Annotated in this window: 27 protein-coding genes, 1 tRNA gene and 1 pseudogene; 13 read left to right on the forward strand and 16 right to left on the reverse strand. The window is 62.1% G+C overall.

Features of this window, described 5'->3' with window-relative positions; translation table 11 throughout:
• Nucleotides 1-131 precede the first annotated feature (131 nt).
• Nucleotides 132-416: a translation initiation factor eIF-1A gene (locus tag HSEST_RS06890; RefSeq protein WP_267491834.1), complete on the forward strand. Its 285-nt coding sequence runs from the start codon at nucleotides 132-134 to the stop codon at nucleotides 414-416.
• A 2-nt stretch (nucleotides 417-418) separates the two neighbouring features.
• Here HSEST_RS06890 and HSEST_RS06895 read toward each other — a convergent pair whose 3' ends face one another.
• On the reverse strand, nucleotides 419-1,561 hold the full coding sequence (locus tag HSEST_RS06895) for an MSCRAMM family adhesin SdrC (RefSeq protein WP_229120179.1): 1,143 nt from the start codon (nucleotides 1,559-1,561) through the stop codon (nucleotides 419-421).
• A 116-nt stretch (nucleotides 1,562-1,677) separates the two neighbouring features.
• Between HSEST_RS06895 and HSEST_RS06900 the strand changes: the two genes are divergently transcribed.
• Nucleotides 1,678-1,822: transfer RNA gene (locus HSEST_RS06900), tRNA-Met, on the forward strand.
• Between the two features lie 67 nt (nucleotides 1,823-1,889).
• On the opposite strand, the gene HSEST_RS06905 is transcribed toward HSEST_RS06900, so the two are convergent.
• The gene (locus tag HSEST_RS06905; protein ID WP_229120180.1) at nucleotides 1,890-2,408 is read right to left on the reverse strand and encodes a metal-dependent hydrolase; all 519 of its coding nucleotides are present in this window, start codon (nucleotides 2,406-2,408) and stop codon (nucleotides 1,890-1,892) included.
• Nucleotides 2,409-2,702: 294 nt separating this feature from the next.
• Between HSEST_RS06905 and HSEST_RS06910 the strand changes: the two genes are divergently transcribed.
• Both HSEST_RS06910 and HSEST_RS06915 read left to right on the forward strand, forming a co-directional pair.
• Nucleotides 2,703-2,972, forward strand: a complete 270-nt coding sequence (locus HSEST_RS06910) for a hypothetical protein (protein WP_229120181.1) — start codon at nucleotides 2,703-2,705, stop codon at nucleotides 2,970-2,972.
• A gap of 70 nt (nucleotides 2,973-3,042) precedes the next feature.
• Nucleotides 3,043-4,422: an MFS transporter gene (locus tag HSEST_RS06915; protein WP_229120182.1), complete on the forward strand. Its 1,380-nt coding sequence runs from the start codon at nucleotides 3,043-3,045 to the stop codon at nucleotides 4,420-4,422.
• 1 nt (nucleotide 4,423) lies between these two features.
• Here the strand turns inward: HSEST_RS06915 and HSEST_RS06920 are convergent, their stop codons facing one another.
• Nucleotides 4,424-5,452 (reverse strand): aldo/keto reductase, encoded by a 1,029-nt coding sequence (locus tag HSEST_RS06920; RefSeq protein WP_229120183.1) that lies wholly within the window; start codon nucleotides 5,450-5,452, stop codon nucleotides 4,424-4,426.
• 43 nt (nucleotides 5,453-5,495) lie between these two features.
• Nucleotides 5,496-6,593, reverse strand: a complete 1,098-nt coding sequence (locus HSEST_RS06925; RefSeq protein ID WP_229120184.1) for an aminopeptidase — start codon at nucleotides 6,591-6,593, stop codon at nucleotides 5,496-5,498.
• Nucleotides 6,594-6,666: 73 nt separating this feature from the next.
• On the opposite strand from HSEST_RS06925, the gene HSEST_RS06930 reads away from it, so the two are divergent.
• From HSEST_RS06930 to HSEST_RS06945, 4 genes are all read left to right on the forward strand, one after another.
• On the forward strand, nucleotides 6,667-7,296 hold the full coding sequence (locus HSEST_RS06930; RefSeq protein WP_229120185.1) for an MBL fold metallo-hydrolase: 630 nt from the start codon (nucleotides 6,667-6,669) through the stop codon (nucleotides 7,294-7,296).
• A gap of 63 nt (nucleotides 7,297-7,359) precedes the next feature.
• On the forward strand, nucleotides 7,360-8,214 hold the full coding sequence (locus HSEST_RS06935; protein ID WP_229120186.1) for a translation initiation factor eIF-2B: 855 nt from the start codon (nucleotides 7,360-7,362) through the stop codon (nucleotides 8,212-8,214).
• A gap of 2 nt (nucleotides 8,215-8,216) precedes the next feature.
• Nucleotides 8,217-9,179: a mechanosensitive ion channel family protein gene (locus tag HSEST_RS06940; RefSeq protein ID WP_229120187.1), complete on the forward strand. Its 963-nt coding sequence runs from the start codon at nucleotides 8,217-8,219 to the stop codon at nucleotides 9,177-9,179.
• Between the two features lie 233 nt (nucleotides 9,180-9,412).
• The gene (locus HSEST_RS06945) at nucleotides 9,413-10,348 is read left to right on the forward strand and encodes a class 1 fructose-bisphosphatase (protein ID WP_229120188.1); all 936 of its coding nucleotides are present in this window, start codon (nucleotides 9,413-9,415) and stop codon (nucleotides 10,346-10,348) included.
• Between the two features lie 213 nt (nucleotides 10,349-10,561).
• Here the strand turns inward: HSEST_RS06945 and HSEST_RS06950 are convergent, their stop codons facing one another.
• Nucleotides 10,562-11,602 (reverse strand): tyrosine-type recombinase/integrase, encoded by a 1,041-nt coding sequence (locus HSEST_RS06950; protein ID WP_229120189.1) that lies wholly within the window; start codon nucleotides 11,600-11,602, stop codon nucleotides 10,562-10,564.
• Complete coding sequence (locus tag HSEST_RS06955) at nucleotides 11,599-12,012, reverse strand: DUF5805 domain-containing protein (protein ID WP_229120190.1); 414 nt, start codon at nucleotides 12,010-12,012, stop codon at nucleotides 11,599-11,601. The genes HSEST_RS06950 and HSEST_RS06955 overlap by 4 nt, the downstream gene beginning before the upstream one ends.
• Nucleotides 12,013-12,440: 428 nt before the next feature.
• Here HSEST_RS06955 and HSEST_RS06960 point away from each other — a divergent pair.
• The 3 genes and pseudogenes from HSEST_RS06960 to HSEST_RS06970 all read left to right on the forward strand — a co-directional run.
• Nucleotides 12,441-12,930 (forward strand): annotated as a pseudogene (locus HSEST_RS06960) (zinc ribbon domain-containing protein); the annotation flags it as partial.
• Nucleotides 12,931-13,497: 567 nt separating this feature from the next.
• On the forward strand, nucleotides 13,498-14,562 hold the full coding sequence (locus tag HSEST_RS06965) for a polyprenyl synthetase family protein (RefSeq protein WP_229120191.1): 1,065 nt from the start codon (nucleotides 13,498-13,500) through the stop codon (nucleotides 14,560-14,562).
• Nucleotides 14,563-14,621: 59 nt separating this feature from the next.
• Entirely contained in the window at nucleotides 14,622-15,242 is a 621-nt protein-coding gene (locus HSEST_RS06970; protein ID WP_229120192.1) for a halocyanin domain-containing protein, read from the forward strand.
• On the opposite strand, the gene HSEST_RS06975 is transcribed toward HSEST_RS06970, so the two are convergent.
• On the reverse strand, nucleotides 15,221-15,766 hold the full coding sequence (locus HSEST_RS06975) for a type II toxin-antitoxin system RatA family toxin (RefSeq protein ID WP_229120193.1): 546 nt from the start codon (nucleotides 15,764-15,766) through the stop codon (nucleotides 15,221-15,223). The two genes, HSEST_RS06970 and HSEST_RS06975, sit on opposite strands and share 22 nt — an antisense overlap.
• Before the next feature lie 86 nt (nucleotides 15,767-15,852).
• Here HSEST_RS06975 and trpB point away from each other — a divergent pair, with 86 nt between their 5' ends.
• Nucleotides 15,853-17,013 carry a tryptophan synthase subunit beta gene (gene trpB, locus HSEST_RS06980; protein ID WP_229120194.1) on the forward strand — a complete coding sequence of 387 codons (1,161 nt, stop codon included), beginning with the start codon at nucleotides 15,853-15,855 and terminating at the stop codon, nucleotides 17,011-17,013.
• Nucleotides 17,014-17,015: 2 nt separating this feature from the next.
• Here the strand turns inward: trpB and HSEST_RS06985 are convergent, their stop codons facing one another.
• A complete protein-coding gene (locus HSEST_RS06985) occupies nucleotides 17,016-17,417 on the reverse strand; it encodes a type II toxin-antitoxin system VapC family toxin (protein WP_229120195.1) in 402 nt (133 codons plus the stop codon).
• Nucleotides 17,414-17,650 (reverse strand): antitoxin VapB family protein, encoded by a 237-nt coding sequence (locus HSEST_RS06990; RefSeq protein ID WP_229120196.1) that lies wholly within the window; start codon nucleotides 17,648-17,650, stop codon nucleotides 17,414-17,416. Before HSEST_RS06990 ends, HSEST_RS06985 begins: the two co-directional genes overlap by 4 nt.
• 180 nt (nucleotides 17,651-17,830) lie before the next feature.
• On the opposite strand from HSEST_RS06990, the gene coaBC reads away from it, so the two are divergent.
• Complete coding sequence (gene coaBC, locus HSEST_RS06995) at nucleotides 17,831-18,994, forward strand: bifunctional phosphopantothenoylcysteine decarboxylase/phosphopantothenate--cysteine ligase CoaBC (protein ID WP_229120197.1); 1,164 nt, start codon at nucleotides 17,831-17,833, stop codon at nucleotides 18,992-18,994.
• Between the two features lie 59 nt (nucleotides 18,995-19,053).
• Here the strand turns inward: coaBC and mnhG are convergent, their stop codons facing one another.
• The 7 genes from mnhG to mbhE are packed head-to-tail and all read right to left on the reverse strand — an operon-like array spanning nucleotide 19,054 to nucleotide 25,204.
• Nucleotides 19,054-19,395 (reverse strand): monovalent cation/H(+) antiporter subunit G, encoded by a 342-nt coding sequence (mnhG, locus tag HSEST_RS07000; protein WP_418886506.1) that lies wholly within the window; start codon nucleotides 19,393-19,395, stop codon nucleotides 19,054-19,056.
• On the reverse strand, nucleotides 19,392-19,682 hold the full coding sequence (locus HSEST_RS07005) for a monovalent cation/H+ antiporter complex subunit F (protein WP_229120198.1): 291 nt from the start codon (nucleotides 19,680-19,682) through the stop codon (nucleotides 19,392-19,394). Before HSEST_RS07005 ends, mnhG begins: the two co-directional genes overlap by 4 nt.
• Nucleotides 19,672-20,238, reverse strand: a complete 567-nt coding sequence (locus HSEST_RS07010; protein WP_229120199.1) for a Na+/H+ antiporter subunit E — start codon at nucleotides 20,236-20,238, stop codon at nucleotides 19,672-19,674. Before HSEST_RS07010 ends, HSEST_RS07005 begins: the two co-directional genes overlap by 11 nt.
• The gene (locus HSEST_RS07015) at nucleotides 20,235-21,890 is read right to left on the reverse strand and encodes a complex I subunit 5 family protein (RefSeq protein WP_229120200.1); all 1,656 of its coding nucleotides are present in this window, start codon (nucleotides 21,888-21,890) and stop codon (nucleotides 20,235-20,237) included. Before HSEST_RS07015 ends, HSEST_RS07010 begins: the two co-directional genes overlap by 4 nt.
• On the reverse strand, nucleotides 21,883-22,281 hold the full coding sequence (locus HSEST_RS07020) for a sodium:proton antiporter (RefSeq protein WP_229120201.1): 399 nt from the start codon (nucleotides 22,279-22,281) through the stop codon (nucleotides 21,883-21,885). The genes HSEST_RS07015 and HSEST_RS07020 overlap by 8 nt, the downstream gene beginning before the upstream one ends.
• Nucleotides 22,278-22,781, reverse strand: a complete 504-nt coding sequence (locus tag HSEST_RS07025; RefSeq protein WP_229120202.1) for an MnhB domain-containing protein — start codon at nucleotides 22,779-22,781, stop codon at nucleotides 22,278-22,280. Before HSEST_RS07025 ends, HSEST_RS07020 begins: the two co-directional genes overlap by 4 nt.
• A complete protein-coding gene (gene mbhE, locus HSEST_RS07030) occupies nucleotides 22,778-25,204 on the reverse strand; it encodes a hydrogen gas-evolving membrane-bound hydrogenase subunit E (RefSeq protein WP_418886507.1) in 2,427 nt (808 codons plus the stop codon). Before mbhE ends, HSEST_RS07025 begins: the two co-directional genes overlap by 4 nt.
• Nucleotides 25,205-25,239: the final 35 nt, after the last annotated feature.

Raw genomic sequence — 25,239 nt, forward strand, 5'->3', positions numbered from 1 at the left:
GAACATACGCCGAACCGATAGATAGACCGCAGATCCACGTGGTGCAGTGTCGTGAGAATGGTAACCGTGCTTGTGGGTCGTGCTACCACGAATCTCCAATCACTTAACCGTGCCGGGGGGCTACACAGTGTATGAGCAACGACTCACAGCGCAACAACCTGCGGATGCCCTCGAGCGATGAAGTATTTGCTGTCGTGACACGACACGAAGGCGGCAACCACGTTCGCCTCCAGTGTCAGGACGGCGAAACGCGAATGGGGCGAATCCCCGGGCGGATGAAGTACCGGACCTGGATCAACGAGGGCGATGTCGTCATCGCGGAACCGTGGGACTGGCAGGACGAGAAAGCGAACGTCGAGTGGCGGTACGACGAACAGGACGCCCAGCAACTCCGGCAGGAAGGCCACATCGAGTGACGCTAGCTATCTGACTGCAACTCTTCGACCAGTTGTTTGATCGCGGCGTGGTGTTTGCGAAGCAACTCGTTCTGTTTGTTGACCGCGGTCGTCAACTCCTCGAGTTGTTCGTCGATGCGCTCCAGATCATCCCCGGTCGCATCTGCTGTCGACTGGCTCGGCTGGTTGGTCGCCTCGACCCCGTCCGGCTGGTTGGTCGCCTCGACCCCGTCCGCCGTGCTACCTCTGGTCGTTTCTGGGTCCGGCGAGCGTTCCTCCGACGGTGAATCGTCCGTCGAGTCCGCTTCGGCGTCGGCGATCGAAGCCGTCTCCGTGTCGGACGGGGGAGCTACATCGGTCGCGTCGCTATCACCGACCGCTTCGGGCGTCAGATCTTGGTCCGGGTCGATACTCTCGGTCTCGGCGTCCGACTCGGGCTGGCCACCGAGTGGGCGGATCTCGTCGTCCAGGAACGTCTCATCCGACTGGCTGGTACCTGCATCGCCCGTTTTATCCGAATCGTCCGCGTTCGATCGGAACTGTGCCTGTAGCTCGGACAACGAGGTGACGTCGAAGAAGTCAGTCAGCGCGCGTTCGAGAGCGCGTTCGACGAGTCGGGCGTCGTCGTTCGGCGTCTTGATCCGTTCAGGGTGGCCATCGATGTGCAGGACGACTTCGGTCGCGACGCGAGCCTGTTCGAAGTCGATGCCAGTGAGATCCTCGTAGGCGAACGCCTCGTACTCCCCGTCCCAGACGGTGTTGCCGACGTACTTGACGATGCGTCGGTCGGCGACCACGAGCGTGAGTTCGCTGAACCGAAACGCTTCGACGACGCTTTCGTCTGGATCGAGGATGCGTTCGGCGCTGAGAATGCCTTCGAGCACGAGGGCAAGTGCGTCACGCGTCGCACCGGCCGGGACTGTCAGCGATCGCTCATCCTCGACGTACTCGAAGTGGAACTTCGTCTTCCGGCGTCCTTCCGACAGCGCAAGCTGTTCGACCTCGTGGGGATATTCGGCGACGCGCTCGTCGCTGAGCAGACCGTCAGCACGATACAGTAACGTCCGGGTCGGCGTCAGACAGAGCAGGTCGTCGTCACCCAGCGCGAGCCCGGCCAGCACGTCCTCCTCGCCAAGGTGTTCCCTGATCAGTTCCGGCAGTTCCATACCGCGTGTGTGACCTTCCCGAGCCATAAATCCGCGGGGTGTGGCAACTGGCCCCGCAGCCCTCGTGCGAAACAGATGAGAAGCTTAAAGAGTACCACCCCGCTATCACCTGGTGCGCCCGGGTGGCTTAGCTGGACATAGCGCCGCACTCATAGGGTTTCACTCTGAACGCGGCACCCATCCCGGCATGCCCGTCGAGGCGCTGTCGAGCCTCGGACCTGGGTCATGCGGAGATCGAGGGTTCGGAGCCCTCCCCGGGCATTCTACTAAACATTGTCATGCCCAACAGCCACGGGTGTGGTCACGTGGGTGTCTTTAGCCGGCCCCGTCATACGGGAAGCACCGCGTTCACTGCCCGTCCGAGATAGAACGCGAGCAACGCGGCCGCGCCGCCGAGTGCGAGCAGACCGTAATTCCCGAGCGTGTTGTCGGCTCGACACACGTCGTAGGTGATGTGCGGGCCGTCGTCGCCGAGCGGCTTGATACCCATCGGTGTCAGAGCGTCCGCCCCGATATGTGCCAGGATCGCCACTGCGCCGGTCGTCCCGCCGAACACTGCCGCCCCGACGACGACCAGCGGGTTCACGCCCGGGCTCGATACTGACGCCCCAATCCCTGCACCGAGCAGGGCCGTTCCGATCGCGACTACAGCTGCGAAATGAACCGTGTGCATTATGCCACGGTGGGCAATCCCCGGAATTCGTTGGTCCCAGTCGGGCACCATCGCCAGCGCTACTGCGAGCAGCGCACCGCCGACGGCGGCGGCCGGGAACCCGAGTGCGATCACGACGAATCCCAGCGGTGCGTAGGCCAGCAGCGACGCCCCATAATGGCCTTCCCTGTGCATAGCTACAGCGTCCGAATCCGGTTATCGCCCGTGAGGGCGGTACTCGTCGAGGTGCGACTGTGGTGGTCCCCTCGCCTCGTGACCTGCAGGCGTTCCCGCGTTGAGGCCTCTGATCGGGCTCCGGTTCGAACGACGAGAGCCGTCGAAATCGCACTCGGTTCCCTGGGGCATACGCTCGTTGTTTGTAGCCCGTCCGAAGAATGCTTTGGGTAACTGGGGATCCCGTCGATTTGTTTCAGCCCGTAAGCGGCACAGAGCCGCAGCTATTTCCGAGCGCGCCTCGGAGAACGGATCATGAGCGGTGACCGATTCGCGGATGGGCCGCAAACGAACTCAAGTGCGCTCAGCGCGGAGGTTATGGCAGTCCTCGCCGCGGGGGTCGGAATTGTCGGATCGTTCGTCTCCGCGGCCCTGTTCGCACCGATCGCGATCGCTTTGGGATATCTGGCGATCCGAAAGCCGACATCGAGCCGCTGGCCCGCGTGGGTCGGCTGGATCACAGCCGCTGTCAGTACACTCAATCTCGTCGCCTGGCTGTTTATATTCGTGTCCAGCTCCACCTAATGACCGCAGAAGAACCGTATATATGTGCTATGGGACCGATCGACCATAACACGAGGACGAACAGACACCGATGACTGGCGAAGACACGACCGTCAAAGCCGAGGAATCGAGTGCCATTGAGACGCTCAGGCGGTTTTTCGCCCTCCGCCGAGACGTGCTGGTGCTATCGCTGGCGATGTTCGCGTTCAGTCTGGCCTTCCAGATGACCAATCGGTTCCTCCCGGACTACATCGTCGCACTGGGAGGGTCGGAGTTTCTCGTCGGCGTCTTCGGAACGGTCGGCAATATCATCGCGGCCGTCTACCCGTATCCCGGCGGCGCACTGTCCGACCGGATCGGCTCACGGTACGCGCTGACGCTGTTCGGCGCACTCTCGACGGCCGGCTTTCTGCTGTGGTTGCTCGCGCCCGGTCTCGGAACGATCGGTATCGCCGGCGTGACGATCCAGCCGTGGGTGTGGATCTTCGTCGGACTGCTGCTCGCACAGGCCTGGAAATCCTTCGGGCTCGGGGCGACGTTCGCCGTCGTCAAGCAGGCGACCGACCCCTCGCGGCTGGCCGCCGGGTTCGCCTCGACGGAAATCTTCCGGCGGTCGGCCTTCTTCCTCGGCCCGGTCCTCGCCGGGTTGCTGATCAGTCTCCACCCGGATTTCACGGTGAGCTTCCGATACGTACTCGCGGTCGGGGTCGTTGCAGGGATCCTCGGGACGGTCGTCCAGCACGTCCTCTACGACGCCAGCGACACCATCGGCGACTCCTTCGAGGGGCTCGCCCGGATCCGTCAGGACCTCCAAGAGATGCCGGAGCCCCTGCGACCGCTCCTGATCGGCGATACCCTCGTCCGATTTGCCAACGGGATGGTCTACGTCTACTTCATCATCGTCGTCACGCGGTTTTTCGAGGTCGGGCTGGAAACCTCGGTATCGTTGCCTACCATCGGGACGGTAGCAGTCGACCTTTCGCCCCAGGCCTTCTTCGGTTACCTGCTTGGCGTCGAGATGGCGGTCGCCCTGCTCGTGATGATGCCCGCCGCGAAACTCGCCGAGCGGGTCGGTCTCAAGCCGATCGTTGCGCTCGGATTTGCCGTCTATGCGATCTTCCCGGTCGTATTGATCAACGCGCCCGGGACGCCGCTGTCTATGATACTGCTGTTTGCGTTCTCCGGACTCCGATTCGCCGGCCTTCCCTCGCACAAGGCGTTGATCGTCGGCCCCGCCGAGCGGGACGCGGGCGGGCGCGTGACGGGGACGTACTACCTCCTCCGGAACACGATCGTCATCCCGAGCGCAGCGCTGGGTGGGTTCCTGTGGGCCGGGATCCCGGCGTGGCTCCCCGGGAGCGCCCTCTACGACGGCAGTCCGACGCTCGCGTTCGCCGTGGCGTCGGTCGTCGGCATCGTCGGGACAGTCTACTTTCTACTCCGGGGCACGGAGTTCGAGGCATATGCCTGACCTATCTGTGGCCCCAGCGCTCGCCGTCTCCGGCGTAGCGGGCATCGACGATGCGGTTGAACTGCTCGTCGGACAGCGAGATGTCGACCGCGCCGACGTTCTCGTCTAACTGTCCAGTCGTACGCGCGCCGACGATGGGAATCGTCGTGAAATCCGGCTGCTCGATCAGCCAGCGCAGCGCTACCTGGGCGGGTGTGGCGTCCAGTTCGTCGGCGATCGCGCGGATCTCGTCCAGCACGTGCCAGCCCCGCTCGGACAGGTAGTAATCGTCGAAGCGGTCGTCGAGGCTGCCGCGTGCCCCGTCCGGCCCTTCGAAGGCCGTCGGATCGTCGTCGCTGGTGCGCTCGTATTTGCCGGTCAGGAACCCGCCGGCCAGCGGCGAATAGGGACAGACCGCGATATCCTGGTCGGCACAGACGTCCAGGTAGTCTTTCACGTCGTCGCGATATCCCGCGTGGAAGAGCGGCTGGGCCACGTCGAAGCTGGCCAGGTCCTCGACATCGCTCTTCCAGAGTGCTTTTGTCAACTGCCAGGAGGCCATCGTCGAGGCACCCAGGTAGTTGATTTTCCCCTCGCGAACGAGGTCATCGAGCGTCCGCATCGTCTCCTCGATCGGGGTGTCCTCGTCCCAGCGGTGGATGTAGTACAGGTCGAGGTAGTCGGTGCCGAGCCGCTCCAGCGTCCCCTCGATCTGAGCGCGGATGTGCTTGCGCCCCAGTCCGCGGTCGTTCGGGCCGGGTTCACCCCAGCCGTCGAAGGGAAAGTACACCTTCGAGGCGATGACGACATCCTCCCGGTCGTGGCTTGCCAGCCACTCGCCAATGTACTCCTCGCTGGTGCCGTTGGGCGTCCCGTAGACGTTGGCCGTGTCGATGAAATTGATGCCGTGGTCCCAGGCCGCATCGAGCAGTTCGTGGGCCTGCTCGCGGTCGGTCTCGACGACACCGCCGGTCTCCCGTCCGAACCGCCAGGTGCCGAAACACAGCTGTGAGACGCGCGTGCCCGTGGATCCGAGTGTCGTATACTCCATACGGGCGGCGCTACGGCCGGGCTGCACCTATAGCTACTGGGCACTACGACTGGAATCCGTCTTCCCAGCGGAAACGGCCGTCCCGCTGGATCACCTCGCCGTCGACCAGCAAGCGCGACCCGTCGTCCATGTTCGTGATCAGATCGACGTGGACGGCGCTCTCGTTGCCCTCCTCACCGTCCGGAAGACAGGCGTCGTAGGCCCGACCCACGGCGAGGTGGATGGTCTCGGCCATCTTCTCGTCGAAGAGGATCGAGTCAGTCGGTCGATCGATCCCGCGGTTCATCCCGATCCCGAGTTCGCCCAGTCGCTTCGCGCCGTCGTCGGTATCCAGTATCTCCCCGATGACAGCTTCGTTCATCGACGCGTTGTAATCGACGACGACACCGTCTTCGAACTCCAGGCGAATGTCCCGAACGCGTTTGCCCCGAACCGTCATCGGAACGTCGAACGTCACGTACCCTTCGGGGGACGCCGGCGCGGTAAAGACCTCGCCGCTGGGGAGATTGTGTGAGTCGTACGCGACCGACGCCGCGCTGTTGACCGCGGTTCGACCCTCGATCGACATCGTCAGATCGGTGTCCTCGCCGACGATCCTGGCTTCGCTTCCGTCGTCCAGAATCTCCTTTAGCGTATCCATCTCCTCGGCCAGCTCCTCCCAGTCTCGGAGAACCGCGTCGTACACGAACTCCTCGTATGCGGGGTGACTCATGCCGGCCTGCTGGGCCAGCGACCGAGTGGGGTGGACCGTCGAGACCCAGTCGGTGTCCATCCGCGCCTCACGAATCGCCTGCCGAGCGCGGCTGTACGCGTTCTGTCGATCGCCCGGCACGTCCGCCGTCGCAGCCGTATTGCGACCGCCGCCGAGATACAGCACGCTGTCCGCGTTTTCGTATAGCTCGAGCTGGTACTCCGGGTCGCGGTCGAATTCGCCACCGTGCCCCTGGAGATATGCCCGTGAGATCTCGCCGGATTGATATAGCGATATGAGATTTGCGTCTCGTTCACCCAACACTCGGGCGGTCGCGACTGCGAGATCGTGAGCGCCGTCATCGACGGCCAGTACGACGTCGTCACCGGATTCGATGCGTGCGCTCCAGTCGACCAGCGTCTCCGCGTGCTCGTGGATTCGATCGTCCATACCCCCGGTTCGGTCAGCGTCGGTAAAACCGCTCCGACGAAACGACCTTACAAGCGGGCCGTGACCGTGACGTATGGAGATCACACCCCGGGTTCGGACCCGCGCCATCGATTGGTCTTACGGCAATTACGAAGAGCCGCTGTCTGTCCACGTCGCTTGGCCTGCCGAGACGACGGTTCTGGTCGGCGGTGGCGACGAATCGATCGATTCGGCGGTCGTCGCGTTCGCCCGTGAACACGACGTCGAGGCCGTCATCATCGAGCACGCGCACGTCGATCACTACGGCGCGGTTCCGGCGCTCGTTGACGAGCTCGGCGTGACCGTCGCTGCCCCGGCACGTGATCGCGCTGCACTCCCGGGGATCGACGTCGACGTACCCCTGCACGACGGCGACACCCACTGGGGGATCGAGTCGATCGCGACACCGGGTCACACGCCGGGGAATATGGCGTATATGTCCGGTAACGTGTTGTTCGCCGGCGATACGGTCGTCGGGAGCGATTCACAGTTCGCAGCGGACGACGACTGGAGCGGGCCGCTTGCGGTTATCGAGTCACGATTCAATCACGACGACACTCGGGCCCGCGAGAGCGTTCGCCGGCTACAGGAACTGAACGTCGAGACGATCCTCGTCTCACACGGCTCGCACGTTCGTCACAGCGCGACAGACGCCATCGAAACGTTGCTCTCCGACCTTCGGTGATCGGGGGACGATATCCCCGTCAGTATCAGAAAGCCTTTGGATGGAAGCGCCGATTGTGGGGGTATGATCGACCAGACCATCGAAGAGATCGAGGAGATGCAGACGCATAGCTCCTCGATCGTGGCGGTCAAGGCGGCTGCCGCGCTTCGGTCGCTGACTGACGGCGATTTCCCGACAGTCGAGGAGTACGTCCGTGCGCTCGACCGCAACAGCAGTGCGCTTCGCCGGGCCAAACCCTCTCACGCCTCGCTGTACAAGACCCAGCGACAGATCGTCACGACGGTCTCCGACGCCGACGCCGACACAGTCGAGGAGGCACAACAACTCACCGAACAGGTCATCGACAAGGTGATCGAGACGGTCGAATCCGCGAAAGAGCAGGCGGCCGAACGGGCCGTCGAACTCATCGACGATGGAGCAACGTTGCTCACACACGATTACTCGACGACGGTCCTTCGCACGATCGAGTTGGCCCTCGAAGAGGGATACGAGCTGACTGTCTACATCACGGAGGGGCGACCGCGGTATCTCGGTCGCAAGACTGCACGGGCGCTCGCGGAGTTCGACGGTGTCGACCCGCATCTGATCGTCGACAACGCCAGCGGCCACTTTCTGTCGAACTGTGACCGGGTACTCGTCGGGATGGACAGCGTCGTCGACGGACACCTGCACAATCGCATTGGCACGTATCCGATCGCGGCGACGGCGGCGGACGTGGGTGTTCCAGTCACGGCCGTGGGCGCGAGCGCGAAGATACCCGAGGGCGGCTTCCAGTTCGAAAACGAGTTCCGTCCAGTCAGTGAGGTTATGCGCGAACCCGCTGAAGGGTTCACCATCGAGAACCCGAACTACGACGCTACCCCTGTCGAACTGCTTGATTCGATCGTCACCGACGACGGAATCCGCCAATACGAGTAAGTGTGGCATCCGAACTGATGTCCGTACTTGTTCACCTGCTTGTCGGGTCAGTATTCCGTAATTGGAGCCGGATTCTCAGAGACTACGTCGCTGCCGGCGTAGGTGAGCTACTGCAGGTCGTTGCCGTGTTCGGTGTAGCGTACGTCCTCGCCCAGTTGTTTGTCCGACTGTTCGGCCCGCGTATCTCCACACGCTTCGAGCGCCCGAGTCTCGCTCGCGTGACGGTCCGTGGCGGCACCGTGGCAATCTATCTGATCGCGTTGTTCTCCGTGCTGCGTATCTACGGGTTCCGGCTCAGCCAGATCGCGCTGACGGTGACCGTGTTCACTGCCGTACTCGGTGTCGTACTCGCACCGATCGTGGGGAGCTTCATCAGCGGCATCTTTCTGCTGGCCGACCAGCCCTACGAGATCGGCGATATGATCGAGATCGCTGACACGGGCCAGCGCGGTTTCGTCGAGGACATCACGCTCCGGTACACCAAGGTATTCACCCTCGAGAACACCTTCGTCGTCGTCCCGAACGGAACGATGCGAGACCGGGACGTGATCAACTACTCCGCGGAAGACAGGCGAACACGCCAGTCACTCGACTTTGTCGTCACGTACGAGGGCGATCTCGATCAGGCGCGAGAGCTGATCGAGAACGCCGCACGGTCGGTCGACGGCGTCATTCGAGGTGGTCCGAGTATCCGTATTGGACCGAGCGGATACCCTGCGAATCCGACGTGTCATGTGGCTGAATACGGCGATCACGGGGTGCATCTGACTCTCCGATACTGGGTCGAAGAGCCATACAAGCTCGCAGCTATCAAGTCGAACGTCTTGTCCGAGATCTGGGAGCGACTCGAAGGCGCTGACGTCGAAATCGCGTATCCCCACTCGCACATGGTCTTCGACGAGACGAGCGGCGAACTTCCAGTCTCGATGCGTTCCGGCGAAGGCGATACTCCGCGAGAGCATTGACCTTCTCCCCGCGCTGAGGCGCTGAGGCTTTCTCCTCGATTATCCGTACCGGTCTCGAGCAGTTACTGGACACATTCGTTCGACGCACATTTGGGCGAACTGTGACGTAATCCTTCCTCGGTGATAATAGTATAACCACAATGCAATCGCCTCTAGGGCTGTATGAGATAGGATCAAGATTAAACGCATTAGACAGAAGAATATTATGTGTTGCGTAGGGACACTAACACGAGATGGCCGCACCTGGCCCTCGGTCGAACGATCCCGAGACGGCGGACGAATCGGCCTGTATTACCACTATTGTCGACACGATCGCGGACATCGTGCCGAAGCTACGCACAGCTTTCGAGACACATCGCAGTTACGAGGGCGACTACAATCCGAGTGGGGAGGAAATGCTCGCTGCGGACGTCTACGCTGACGAGCTACTCGAATCGAGACTGGGCGGGCTCGACTGTATCGGGACCTACGCTAGTGAGGAACGAGCCGATCCGATACAGGTCGGCACCGGTCTGTCAATCGCCGTCGATCCGCTTGACGGCTCAAGCAATCTGGGGTCGAACAACGGTGTCGGAACGATCGTCGGTATCTACGATGGGGATCTGCCAGCCAGTGGCCACGACCTCGTCGGCGCGATGTACGTCCTGTACGGACCGACGACGACAGCAATGGTCGCCACCGACGACGGTGTCACCGAATATCTTTGTTCTGACGGTCAGCGCGAGGTGTTGACGCCGTCGGTATCACTTCCAGAGACGGGTACTGTCTACGGGTTCGGTGGCCCCGTTCCCGAGTGGCCGAGTGCGTTTCGTCGATACGCCATGTCGGTCCAGCGGCGGCTGAAACGACGCTATGGTGGCGCACTCGTCGCTGACGTCAATCAGGTCCTGAGTCACGGCGGTGTGTTCGCCTATCCGAGTCTGGAGACGCGCCCGTCCGGCAAGCTCCGACTGCAGTTCGAGGCGAACCCGATCGCATATATTATCGAGCAGGCGAACGGCCTATCGTATCAGGGAAGCGGTTCCGTACTCGAAACGGAGCCTGAGCGCCTCCACCAGCGGACGCCGTTGTTCGTCGGCAGCCCCGAACCGCTGGCCGAACTCATCGAAACACTGGGTGGCAAGGCTACTCCACCCACGATAACGACCCGCCACTCTCCCTGGGAATAACACATAGCAGAGTCATACGCGTGGCAATCGCTGTGTGTAATCCTGGCCCTGACCATGCTTTCGTACGAGAACGATGGGGTCGATATTCTATATAGCTAGATGCAGTTTATGAGTTTGAGATAGAACGAGAATATGACCCTCTGTATACCCACTTGGGTAGATATCTGGCCGAATTGCGAACCTATTGGAAGCGATAGCGTATGCGGGAGTCCGTCACAGCAGCTGATAGATGTGTTGTTCGTATACGTCCCGAACGCGGGATCCCCAGTCGTGAGTGTACGTGTCGATGATGTCCTGTGCAACGTCACCACGGAGATACTTGACGATCCCACGATCACCGGTTCGATCGCGTAGATGGGTCGTGAAAAAGTGGCGGAAATAATGTGGCGTGACGTTATCCGCTGCACCGGCACCGTCGTGATACCAGCCGGCATCGCTGGCGTGGCTCGTCACCGTATGATGGACCATATCGGTCGTGATTCGCCGCCCCCAGTTGTCTGCCGTACCCGTGAAAAGCGGATTTGCATTGGAGATAGAGTCGGGTCGAACAGCAAGCCACCGTGTAAGGACATTCCGCAACTCGGAATCAACTGGGATGACAGTGTCGCGCTGGCGCTTGTTCGACGCTCGCCGGTGTTCTCCGTTCGTCTGTGATCCCCGTGTCGGTGTCGCTGACACGTACAGTGAGTCGGGCCGCCCCTCCAGTTGCGGGCGTACAGTCACGCCATTGCGAGGATCGTCCGTGAGATTGAGATCGCGCTGGTCCAAATTGCAGAGTTCTCCGGCACGAATCCCGGTCTTGAGTAATGTCACGACGATCGCCCGATCGAGCGGATGAGTCAATCGATCAAGAAACGACCGCATTTCCATCAGCGATATCTCACGTCGCTGTGGGTCCGTGTCGATCGACTCGTCGATCTCTTCGACGACGAGTGCCATCGGATTCGAATCGAACGTCCCGACTTGCGTCATATAGCCGTAAAAACGGTGCAGATAGGACGCATATGTCGCCACCGTACTCTCGGCGACTGTCCCGCGGAGGCTGTGAATATAAGCCATACAGTCGCGGTGTGTGGCCGCAGCGAGTGTCGCTACGGCCGTCGCATAGTTGTCACCCTCATCGTCCAGGAACCGCGCAAAATCCCGTAGCACGCGCTCGTAAGCGGCCTGTGTACGCTCGCTTTTGCCCTGATACGCGATGTCCTGCAGGAAGTACGCGATCGGGTCCTCCTCCGGATCGTCTGTCCGGCTCATGTGACGAGAGTGTAGCCACCGTTTCGCCCACTGTAGCGGACGACGTTCTCCTCTTGCAGGTCAGCCAGTGTCTCATCGAGGCGTTCCTCGATATTGTCGGTAATCGCCGCCAGCAGTTCGTCCCAGCTGTAATACTCGCCCGCCGTGAGCACGGATTCGACGCGCTGTTCGAGCCCGTCAGAGGTATCCGTTCCGTCGCTCGTTGTCGTTTCCTCGGTCGATGTCTCCTTGCTTTCGTCCGGAGTCGGTTGCTCCGGAAAGCCGCGCCGACCTGCCTGCACCATCGTACGGACGAACTCGCTTTGGCTCATGTCGAGCTCGTCAGCGTGTTCGCGCCATTCGTCTTTTTGATATGCGGGAACGTACGTTTTGACGACAGTCCGCGACGTATCGACCTGTTCGTCCGACATGGGCGTGTCGTGAACCCCCTGGCATATCAATTTGTCCCAGTCTCGGGGATAAGGCCACTTATCCTGTTTTCTAGCCCCCTATATAGCGTCAAAAATGACAACGAACCATCTCGACTCCGGAAAAGAGATTGTATAGTACTACAATACCATATAAAAATTGAGAGCGCGATCTGGCCTCCCGTCATCGCCGATCCTGTAAACCGACGTTCTCCACCTCCAACCCCTGGGGCTATCGGCGGAGAAACCCGTATAAATCAACCATCACTTTCACGGCTGAACGGTAGCGTCCAGGTCGTGTTACTACCGACTGTAGCGGTTGAACGAATTCGACACGACTGGCTGCAAATACCCATGCAAGCCACCGGCCATACAATCGAGTAGACCACTCGCGGTGTCAGCAATCAACCGATGGTCTCCCGTCCGATGCCCACAGTATCTCGAAAGCAATCGTTGAGGGATGTGTCGAACGCGGTGTCGGGATGCGTGTCGCTGGCGACCTTGGCGGCATCCGGGAAGATGACGGGAGCGGCGAACCTCTGGGGCGACCCCGATGATCTCGATCGACACGGATGGGCGTTTGACCGCTTCACGACGCCACTTGACTACAAGGCAGGAGTTGAGGGTATCGACGTGGAGTTGGTGTCGGAATGCTATACGTCGAAGTCGTGTTCGGTGTGCAGCCACACTGACGACAATCAGCGCGTTGAACGTGGACTGTACGTGTGTGAGAAGTGTGAGACGGTTGCGAACGCGGACGTGAAGGGCGCGAAAACAATTCAGCAAAAGGTACTCCCGAGCCTCGCCACGGATGTCGATGATCGGGATAACGGCTGGTTGGCACAGCCAGCGGTTCACCTGTTCGATCGTAGTGCGGGGTATTTCGCCCCACGAGAGCAGGTTGCTAACCGCAAATCGTAATATCCCAATCCAGCGGTGCGGGGCTGTGGAATACCTGCGCATTCAGTCGCGGGAAAATTTCTCAGTGAGGTTGTCAGTGAGTTATCTACTGCCAGCAATCGGAGCCTCACTCGGGCTGGTATGGCTTTTTCAGCAGTCAGTCATCCGGCGGCGACAGATGACTTCGATCCCACCGCAGTCGAAGCTAGCTGATCTCGGCAAAACTGTGTCGTCAGCTCCGTAAACGCCACCAATATCACTCCGGGCAGGTATCAGGACCCAGGGGCCACACCGTAAGACCACTTGAGCAGTGCCCAGTATGCTGGCCGTCTCAGTCACTTCGGCGCCGGTCGTGGCTCGAAGACCACAGACCCCGTGTGGCCTGTCATTCAGCCGCCTCAACTATCCGAGACAGTGAGGTGATGTACAATCATGTTACCACAGGTCACATGTGAACTGCTCTGATACTGCGTTCACCATCGAACGTATAAATCACATATCGCTATATATAATTCGGTGCCTGACCCGCAGCCGGAAAATACACGAGAGGAGCCAGATTTTTAGTGCTACCGGAGCGAGAGGGGTGGTATGCGGGACGTGCTTGCTGACTGGCAGCCAGTCATCGACGATGCGATCGCCGAGGTATTGCCGCGCGAGATCGACGAGCAGTATCTGGCGGACTTTTTCGGAGCGCCGACGTACGCATACGACCCGGATGCGATTCAACAGGCGCTGTCCGATCCAATCTGGGAGCTTCTGGATCGTGGGGGAAAGCGATGGCGAGCCGTACTGGCGGCCCAGCTGTTCGAGGGATTCGGTGCCGACCCGACGGACTACCTTCAGTACGCGATCATTCCCGAGATCCTCCACAACGGGACGATCATCGTCGACGATGTCGAAGACGGAGCAAGCAAGCGCCGTGGGGGACCAGCCTTGCATCTCGAGTATGGGACGGACATCGCGTTGAATGCAGGTAACGCGATGTACTTCTTGCCGTTGAAGATCATCACCCGAAACGGTGGCGATCTCGACGCGGAAACTCGCCTGGAGATATACGAGATGTTGATGTACGAACTCAATCGGACCCATCTCGGCCAGGGAATGGATATCTGGTGGCACAATGAAAAGGAGATACAGGCCACCGAAGCGGAATACTGTGAGATGGGTGCGTGCAAGACTGGCTGCATCGGTCGGATCGTCGCCAGATTGCCTGCTATCATTACTGGGCAAACGAACGAGGTCGAGCAACGTGTCGCCGAGTACGCCGAACAGATGAGCATCGCGTTCCAGATCGGCGACGACATTCTCGACATCGAACACACGCTCGATCAGGCAGGCGAGTTCGGCAAGGAGTTCGGTAACGACATCCGGGAGGGCAAAAAGACGCTAATGGCGATCCATGCAGCAGAACACGCCTCGGCGAGTGACACTGCCCGCCTCGAAGAGATCCTCTGGGCGGATACCAACACGGACGAGGAGATCATGGAGGCAATCGAGATATACCAGTCCGCGGGTAGCATCGACTACGCACGCGAGCGTGCCGAAGCAATGGCCCGACAGGCCAGAGAGCGCCTTCCGGACGAACAGCTTGATCCCGCGATTGCCGAGCGACTGGCGGCGTTCACGCGGTTCGTCATCGAGCGCGACAAGTAGACCAAGCAATAACCGCTGGTTTCGCTATCTTCAGTAGTCGCCACCGGAAAGCGACTGTCATGACGAACTCCGAGACGTCCCGACGTGACTTTCTCAGGGCAGCAGCTGGCGGTACCGCCAGCGGTGCTGGCGCACTCGCGGTGAGCGGATCGGCGGCCGCGCAGGCGAGCGTCCAACCGGACTACGGCGGATACTTGAGCAGTGCTAACGGGTTCAACGGCTCGACGACTGATCTCCGTGGCCAGGACGCGGTCACGATCGAAGTCGGGGCCGGCAGTGACGGCTACGCGTTCAACCCGGCCGCCGTCTGGGTCGATCCCGGCACCACGATCACCTGGGAGTGGACCGGCAACGGCGGTGACCACAACGTCGTCGGCGAAAACACCGACTTCTCCTCGGGCGATCCCGTCGGCGAGGAAGGCTACACCTACGAACAGACCTTCGAAGAATCAGGCATCGTCACCTACTACTGTGACCCCCATCAGAACCTCGGCATGCTCGGCGCCGTCGCCGTCGGCGACGACATTGCCACCGTCGAGGTCGGCGGCACGAGCGGACCAAGCCTTCCGGGGAGTGCAAAGACGATCGGTGTCGCTTCCGGCGTCGCGATGGCCTCGACGCTCGGGCTCGCATACTTCTTCATGAAGTATGGTGGCGACTACGGTGAGCCAGAGGTCTGACCTGTTTCACTCCGGCTCGTGTGGATTTCGAGGTCGACAGGTCGGGACTCACCTTCGATCTCAGTGACCAGTCGCTCGACGATTCGTTCGGCCTCGTCCCGGATGAGCGGCTTGACTCGTTCGATCACCCAACCGAGCGAGACAAAGCGGGGGAGATCGATCGACCCTGCACCGGCTGACTGAGGGTCATAGTGGACGATAAACCGAATCCGTGTTGCAGCGTCTCGTTCCCCGGGAGGTGATTCGGATTCGAGTACCCAGGACCCACGAGCGTCGATATCCTTCGTGAGCCGCCAGTCAATCCGTTCCGGCGGCGTGAGGTCAGTCACAGTCGACCGAGCGGTATAGGTGAGTTTCCACCAGGCGAATTCGAGGCGATAGGTAGTCCTCGGAGACCCATCGCCGTTCTGGTGGACCGTCCGAAGGTGTTCGGACAGCTCCGCGTATCGTGGAAAGTCGACGAGAAACTCGTACACGTCGGCTTTCGGGCGGTACACGACAGTGGTGACTTCGATCGTGTCCACATCGGCATTGCGGTCGCGTGCGTCAAAAGGAACCGGGCTCACGACAAGGGCCACAGTTATGGGCACCAGTCCCGATATTCCAGGCGATGTCAGAAGACACCGGTGATTTCGAGGGATACGGGGGCAGGCACGTCCCCGACATGCTGGAGGAACCGCTCGAACGCCTCGCAAACGCGTTCGACGAGATCGTACAGACGGAGACGTTCCAGGACGAATTTCGCTCGATACTCCGACAGTACGCCGGCCGGCCGACGCCCCTGTATCACGCCGAGAACCTCTCCGAGCGGTGGGGCGGTGAGATCTATCTGAAACGCGAGGATCTGCTGCACGGTGGGGCACACAAGATCAACAACGCGGTCGGACAGGGACTGCTCGCGAAAAAGGCCGGCAAGGAACGGCTGATCGCCGAGACAGGAGCCGGCCAACACGGTACGGCGACGGCAATGGCCGGCGCGCTGTTCGACATGGACACCGAGATCTACATGGGCCGGAAAGACGTCCAGCGCCAGCGGATGAACGTCTTCCGGATGCGGCTGATGGGCGCGGATGTCACGGAAGTCACCCAGGGCGGTGAGGGGCTCGCCGATGCAGTCGACGTGGCGCTCGAGGACCTGGCGCGGAACATCGAGGACACTCACTACCTGGTCGGGAGCGTCGTCGGACCGGACCCGTTCCCGCGGATGGTTCGGGAGTTTCAATCGGTCATCGGCACGGAAGCACGCGAACAGATCCTCGAACAGGTGGGCGAACTGCCAGATGCCGCAGTCGCCTGCGTCGGCGGCGGTTCGAACGCGATCGGGCTCTTTCACGCGTTCCGCGACGACGACGTTGCCTTCTACGGCGGGGAAGGCGGCGGTGAGGGGTCGGGGTCGGACCGACACGCCGCCCCGCTCGACGACGGGACTGACGACGTGATCCACGGCATGAAAACGCGCGTGATCGACGACGATGTCGACGTGCACTCTGTATCGGCCGGACTCGACTATCCCGGCGTCGGTCCCGAGCACGCGATGTTCCGCGAGACCGGTCGCGCACAGTACCGTGCGATCTCAGACGACGAAGCACTAGAGGCGTTCCGAACGCTCAGCGAGACCGAAGGTATCATCCCCGCACTGGAGACCAGCCACGGGCTCGCGATGGCCAAGCAGGTGCTCGAGGAGACCAGCCACGAGACGATCATCATCAATCTGAGCGGTCGCGGTGACAAGGATATGGAGACTGCAGCCGAGCATTTCGATCTGGCGTAGAGCTAGGCGACGATAACGTCGATATCGGTAAGCTGATGGACTGGTGTTTTGTCGAAGTCGCTGGAATTGTGGGTGACGAACGTCCCACCGGCCTCTGAGGCGGTAGCGAGATGTAGCAAGTCAAGCTTGTCGAGTCCGATACCCTGCGAGAGAAGACGATCGTTGATTCGCCACGCTTCGACGGCGACATCGTCGGTGAGAGGGAGAATTTCGTCGAAAACGTCGTGCAGCCGTTGCTGAGTCTGTGCGACGATAGCCAGTTCGTCGTAGTGTTGGAAGAACTCGAAGGCCACCAACGACGGGATCGCCCAGGTCTCAGAGCTGTACTGACGCAGATGAGATGTCACCGCTGCATCGCCTTCGCGAAGGATTTTGACCGCGGTATCGTTATCGAGTACGATCATCGCCTAGGTCGCTCCGTCCGGTCGTCGAGAGACTGGTTTAACGTCTCGTATGCCTGGCTGACAGATTCCGCTAGACCGTCATCTTCCGGCCTGTCGAAACTTCCGGCGATAGCGTCGATGTCTTTTTCGGCCCGACTCAGACGGTCAAGCAACTCGTCATACGTCTCGTCATCGCGTTTCAGCCGCTCGAGTCGGTCTTTGATCTCATCGGAAACGCGGATTGTCGTGGTCACACATATACATTGTATATCTCTTCCTGTAATAGTTTCGTCAGCCGGGAGCACTCTGCGAAACGCCAGTCGCCTTGAGATGGAAACGCGACCCCCCTCAGTCCGAACCGTCAGCCGCTAGCGTGAGGCTGACCACCGATCGATAGAGATGGTTTCAAACCCCCGGCCAGCGAAGGTAGACGTATGCTGGAGGGCGTCAACGTCGCACTCGGAATCACGGGGTCGATCGCGGCCGTCAGGGCCGTCGAGTTCATCCACGAGCTCAGACGGCGCGGCGCGAACGTCCGCGCCGTGATGTCTCCCGAAGCGACGAACATCATCCATCCGTGGTCGATCGAGTTCGCGACCGAGAGAGAGGTCGTGACCGAAATCACCGGCAGCGTCGAGCACGTCGAGCTATGCGGGGTCGAGGGTTGGGCGGACGTCTACCTGATTTCGCCGGCGACGGCCAATACTGTCGGGAAAATGGCCAGCGCCGTCGACGACACGCCGGTGACGACGTGTGCGACGACCGCACTCGGCTCCGGGCTCCCGGTCGTCGTCGTCCCGGCGATGCACAAGCCGATGTACGACCACCCGGGCGTGCTGGAGGCTATCGAACAACTCGAATCGTGGGGCGTCCACTTCGTCGAGCCACGGATCGAGGAGGGCAAGGCCAAGATCGCCAGCGACGATGCGATCGCGACCGGCGTCGCCCGCGCCGTCGGCGATAGACCACTTGAAGGGGACCACGTCGTCGTCACAGCGGGCGCAACCACGGAGTCGATCGACCCGATCCGGCTCCTCACGAACCGCGCGAGCGGGGCGACTGGTCGAGCGGTCGCACGAGCCTGTTACGCCCGGGGAGCCGACGTGACGCTCGTCCACGACGGGCCGGACGTGCCATACGCGACCGTCGAGTCCGTCGAAAGCGCTGCGGAGATGCTCGCGGCCGTCGAGGACAGCGTCGAGGACGCCGACGCACTCGTCTCGGCGGCCGCGATCGCCGACTACACCGTCGAAGCTGCCGACGAGAAGATCCGATCGGGACAGGGGTCGCTGACGCTCGACCTCGAACCGACGCCGAAGCTCCTCGATACCGTTCGGGACGCACACCCGGATCTCTCGATGGTCGGATTCAAGGCCGAGACAGGCAGTGACGACGAGACGCTGGTCGAGCGGGCGCGCGAACTCCGTGATCGGGTCGATCTCGAGTTCGTCGTCGCCAATGACGCCAGCGTCATGGGGGACGATGAAACCCGCGTGCTGTTGGTCGACGACGACATCGAGACGGTCAGTGGGGACAAACAGGCGGTCGGAGCGGCCGTTGCTGGGCGACTGGCCGACGATGCCGTACGCTCCGAATAGGCTAATCGTATCGTAGAGTGCTCTGAAACGGGCGTCAAACGAACCGCAAAACGAGGTCGCTATGACTCGTCGTTCACGTCGTCGGGCCAGTCCGCGTTCCCGTGGAATGGAACGCCCATCTTCTGGGCGGCCCGGGAGATGACGTGTGCGCCGGTCGGAGCCGTCAGAAACAGAAAGACGATCCCGACCAGCGACACCAGCCCGGGTCCTTCCGGGCCGAAGTAGACCGCACCGGCGAGAAACAGCGACGCCGCACCGAGGGTCGTCGCCTTGCTCGTCGCGTGCATACGGTTGTAGATATCGGGCAGTCGGAGTAGCCCGACGGTCCCGATGATGAGGAAAAACGACCCGATAGCGAGCAACGCGGCCAGGACAGCGACGCGAAGTACGTGCATTGTCATTCGATGATGTCACCTTCCGTGATGTACCGTGCGGCGGCGATCGTGCTCACGAACCCGATTATCGCGAGGACGAGACTCACCGTCACGAACAGCCCTTCACCGGTCTGAAGGGCATAGAGGATAGCGATCGCGACGACGTTCGTCCCGATCGTGTCCAGCGCGACGACGCGATCCGGCGTGGTCGGCCCGACGATAACTCGATACCCCGCGAGCAGCGTGACGCTGCTGGCGAGCACGAGCGCGGCGAACACCATCGTCTCCAGCAGGGCCGGCAGTTCACTCGCCATCGGTCTCACCTCCGAGCGTGTCCGGATCCGGGACCGGATCGCCCGGGGAGCGCTCCTCGTCGAAGATCCGCAGCGCGTAGTCCTCCCAGCGCCGGATGGGTTCGACGACGGCCCCCCTGTTTGCCCCCGTGATCCCGTGGACGTACAGCGTATTTCGGTCGCGATCGTAATCCATCGTGAGCGTCCCAGGCGTGAGTGTGATGCTGTTTGCGATCGTCGTGACGGCGAGATCGGACTCCACGCGGAGCGGGACCTCGACGACATCCGGCTTGATCGGCATCGACGGTGCTAACACCCGCCAGGCGACGTCCAGGTTCGCGACGAGCAGCTCACGGACGAACAACAGAACGTACAACACGCCGAACGGAGCCGCCAGCAGCCCGCCGCGGACGTTCATCTCCGCAGTGTAGAACCGCCGGAGGACGTACGCGATCGGCAGTCCGACCAGGAGACCGACCAGCAGTGTCGTCGCGATTCCGGTCGGGGTGAGCGGTGCTCCGTTGACGAAGACCCACAGGACGGCGAGGGTCAGTCCGATAACTGGCCAGCGTTTCATCGTTGCACCTCCGTGTAACTCGGATCGACGGCGTCGATGTATGCACCGCGGTCCAGTGCCGCGTTCGCCGCGCCGTGAGCCCCCTCGTACACCGGATCGAGGGCGATCCCGAGCACGACCAGGGTCAGTGCAAGCACGGCGACGACCGACAGCAGGGCCACCGGCTGTGCCGTCGCTCGCAGAACGGCGTCACTCTGGGTGCCCCAGAAAGCGTCGCTCCAGACTTTCGAGACGTACGCGATCGTGAGTATCGCGGCGCCGAGTGCGGCGATGGCGGCGATCTCTCCGATTGGTCCGCTCGCGCTCATCGCCGTCGCTGCCGTCTCGAACACGGTGAGCTTGCCGAAAAAGCCCATCAGCGGGGGGATTCCGACCAGACTCAGGCCGCCCAGCAGGAACGCGGTCGAGAGATACGGCCGGCTGCGTGTCAACCCGCCGAGATCGTCGGTCGATATCGTCCCGACGGCCGCGTTGATCGTGCCGCTCACCAGGAACAGCAACGACTTCGCGACGGCGTGATTCAGCGCGTACAGCAGCGCGGCGACGATCCCGAGGACCCGGAGCCCGTCGGTCGCGGACTTGCCGGCGGGAACCACGTACTCGCCGCCCAGCACAGCCACCGATCCGGCGTCACCCAGCGGAATCGTTGCGACGACCGCCAGGGGCAGCACGATGAACCCGACCTGCGCGATCGAAGAGTACGCCAGCAGGCGATCCAGGTTAGGTTGGCCCACGGCGGCGAACCCGCCGAGGAACGCACTCCCGATCGCCATCACGAACAGGATCGGGCCGAAGAACAGCAACATCGATCCGTCTCCGAACGGCCCGAGATCGAGGTGAGCGGCCCCGAAGACCGTAAAGAGCAACCGGATGATCGCGTAGACGCCGACTTTCTTCGTCACGCCGGCCAACATTGCCGAGACCGGTGCGGGCGCCGCCTCGTAGGCGTCGGGCACCCAGAAGTGGAACGGGACGATCCCAGCCTTGAGTGCGAACACCGCGAACAACAGGGCGGCGAGGCCGACGACCGGCTCGACGGCGATACCGAACGCCCCGGGATTGGACAGCCTGACAGCCAGATCGGCCATGTTAAGCGTCCCAGTCGTGGCGTAGATGCCACCGATGGATAGCAGCATAACGGCGCTGCCGATCAGATTCAAAACTGCGTACTGCAGGGCCGCGCGGGTGTGCTCGGGGCCGCTGTAAAAGACCACCAGGACGTAACTGGGCATGAGCATGACTTCGAACCAGACGAAGAGGTTGAAGATGTCGCCCGTGAGAAACGCCCCGGTGACGCCGACAACCATCAGATGGAACAGCGGATGGTACGCGAGTTGCTGGCCGAACGTCTCGATGTAGTCCGCCGAGAACACGAGCGCCGCGATCGTCACCAGGGCACTCATCGCGAGCATAAACGCCGCGAGTTGATCGGCGACCAGCGTGATCCCGTACGGAGCCGTCCAGCCAGAGAGCTGATACGTCAGGATCGACTCCGAGAAGACCTGCCACACGAGCGCACCGACGGCGCCGACGTATCCGGCCCCGCCGAGCAGGCTGATCGCCCGCTGGACGCGCGGACGCGAGCGCGTGACGAGCGTTAAAACGGCCGTGACCAGTGCGACCAGAAGCGGCGCGACGACGACGTTACTCATGTGTATCACCCAGTTCAGTGAGATCGAGTGTTCCGTGTTCCTCGTACACCCGGTAGGTAAGCACCAGCGCGAACGCGGTCGTCCCGAACCCGATGACGATCGCCGTCAACACGAGCGCCTGGACGAGCGGATCGGTCGTCGCCGTCGCCCCGTGACTGCCGTGGCCGACGAACGGGACCGAGCCGGCGAGACCGCCCATCGTCACGAGATAGACGTTCGCAGCCTGGCTGAGAATCGAGATGCCCCAGACGACCTGTACGATGTCACGCCGGAGGACGAGGAACGTTCCCAGCGCGAACAGCAGGCCGAGGACGACCGCCAGCAGGAACTGTGGGTCCCGGGCCGGGACGTACGCTCCAGCACCGCCAGCGGCGAGAACGCGTGCGATCATTCGGCACCCACCACCGCGACGACCGTCAGCAGTCCACCGACGACGACAAAGTACACCCCGAGATCGAACGCCAGCGCCGACGCGACCTCGATCTCGTGGAACAGTGGAACGCCCTCCACGAAGACGACGGCCTGGCTGAGGAACGGATAGCCGAGTGCGATCGCGACGATCCCGCTCCCGGCAGCGAGCGCCAGTCCGATCGCCAGCACTTCGCTGAACTCCTTCGTCACGCCGGGCCGTTGCTGCTTCCCGTCTTCGACGGGTTCACCGGGAATCGCACGGGGCAGGGCCGCCCGGTCGAGGATCTCCGTCTCGAAGTAATCCAGCCCGAAGATGATGTAGACGAGCACGAACGCGACGGCGGTCAGGACGCCGCCGATAAAACCACCTCCGGGGGCGTTGTGACCCTGCAGCAGCAGCGACACTGCCGTGATCAAGATGATCGGTACGACGACTCTGACGACTGTTCGAGCGATGACAGTCGGCTCGTTTTCTGTCACTGTGTCTCACCTCGTTCGCGCATCGCGACCAGCGTGATCACGGACAGCGCGGCCATCGCGATCACCGATATCTCGCCGAGTGTATCGAACGCACGGAAGTCGACGAGGATGACGTTCACGATGTTGGCACCCCCGCCGTGATCGAGAATCCACGTCCCGTGTTCGGCCGGCACGCCGCCGCGTTCGAGGAAGAAATTCGCGATCCGCTGATCGGGGTTTGCGCCCGTCGTCACCAGCACCGTCAGGAAGACCGTGATCCCGACGATACCCGACGCGATGGCGTCTCTCGCGATGACCGACCGACGCGCCTCCCCGTAGAACGGGGGTAGCTTGTCGAGCACCAGCAAAAAGAGCACGAGCACGAGCGTCTCGATGAGCAGTTGCGTCAGCGCCAGATCGGGGGCGTCTCCCAGGATGTAGAAGATCGCCACCATGAACCCCAGGATCGAGAGCGTCAGCACGCCCACAATGTGCGAGGGCGCGCGCGTCAGTGCCAGCGCAGCCACGACGGCGACGCCGAGGACGATTGCCATCGGGACGGGCGTGACGATCCCCGCGAACGACGGCAGCGCGACGGCCGTCACGGCGTAGGCCAGCAGTGTCATCACGCTTACCGCGAGCAACAGCATCATCGCGTACGTGCGAAGCAGCCCCGTCTGGATCGTCGACTCGACCACGCGAAGACGATCGAGGCCGTCGACGGCCGAGTCGTAATACCAGTTCGCGCTGAGCACCGGAACCGACCGCAATCGGACGATCGTCGTTCGGAGCTGGCTATAGAACGGATACGCGACGATGCCGAGTCCGACCGTCGTCGCGCTCATCGCCACCGGAACCGTGAGCTCAGTCGGCAGGTAATACGAGAAGTGTGCACCGTGCTCGCCACCCTGGTCGATCGCGGTCGCGCCGACGACCTGCCGGACGAACTCCTCGAGCGGGTCGATGTGGACGCCGGCCGTCGCGGTGATCCCGCCGATTCCGATGATCCCGGCGACGACGGCCAGCACGACCGCCGGCAGTCGCATCGACCACGGCGGCGTGTGGACGTGGTCAAGCGCCTCGGGCTTCTCGCCGAAGAACAGCATCAAAAAGCGGATCGAATACAGGAACGTGAACACGCTCCCGAAGACGGCGACGACCGGCAGGATCCACCACAGCCCGCCCGAGGCGTGTGCGAGTTCGTAGGTCGCCTCGAAGAGGAACTCCTTGGAGTAGAAGCCGTTGAACGGTGGGACGCCGGCCATCCCGAGCGCGGCAACGACCGTAACGCCGGCGGCGACTGGCAGATCACGCCACAGCCCGCCGAGGTCGTCGATCATCCGTGTCCCGGCTTCGTGGGCGATGATCCCGGCCACGAGGAAGAGTGCGGCCTTGAACGCGGCGTGGTTGAGGATGTGAAACGCCCCGGTCTCGGCCCCGTACGCGCTCGCACCGCCTCCGACGACGCCGAACCCGGCGATAATCAGCCCCAGGTGCGAGGCCGTCGAATACGCCAGCAACTCCTTGATATCGCTCGCTCCGACAGCCAGGATCGCCGCGACGGTCATCGTCACCAGTCCCATCGTGACGAACAGCAGTTGCCACTCCTCGGAGGCCAACAGCGGTCGGAAACGGCCGACGAGATAGACGCCCGCCTTGACCATCGTCGCCGAGTGCAGGAACGCCGAAACGGGTGTCGGTGCCTCCATCGCGTTGGGCAGCCAGATGTGCAGCGGGACCTGCGCGGACTTCGCGGCGGCGCCGATCCCGATCAATACGAGCGCGGGCACGAACAGCCCGTCTGCACGGAGCCCCTCACGGATCGAGTCGGCCTGTGCGAGCAGCGCCTGGTCGGTGCCGAGCAACTGGAGGGTCCCGCCCTCACCGGCCACGAGCAGAAATCCGAGTAGCATGAACAGCCCGCCGGCGACCGTGATGAGCATCGACTTGCGGGCGGCGTACTGCGAGGACGACTGGCCGGTGTAGTGGCCGATCAGAATAAACGACGAGATACTGGTCAACTCCCAGAAGACGAACAGGACGATGAGATCGGCAGCGAAGGCGACGCCGAGCATCGACCCCATGAACGCCAGCAGCGTGGCGTAGAACTTCATCTTCCCCGGCTCCTCGTGCATGTATCCGCCGGAGTAAGTGAGAATCAGGACGCCGATCCCGCTGGCCAGAAAGCCGATCAGAAGCGAGAGCCCGTCGACGTAAAACGACAGCGCGACCTCGAACCCGGGCGCGTCGATCCACGTCCAGGAGACGAGCCCGCGCGCGCCGGTCATCGCAAACCAGCCGACGAGGCCGAACGTGACGGCCGCAACTGCCGCAGACGCGTAGGCAGTTCGCTCGCCGAGCAGCCGGTAGACGAGCGGCGTCAGGGCTGCAGCGAGGAACGGCAGTCCCACGATAACCGCCATGACCCACTGGTTCGGTTGCACGTCGGAGGTTTTGCCCCAGTCCGGATTTAACTCTT

The sequence above is a fragment of the Halapricum desulfuricans genome (assembly GCF_017094465.1).
Taxonomy (GTDB): Archaea; Halobacteriota; Halobacteria; order Halobacteriales; family Haloarculaceae; genus Halapricum.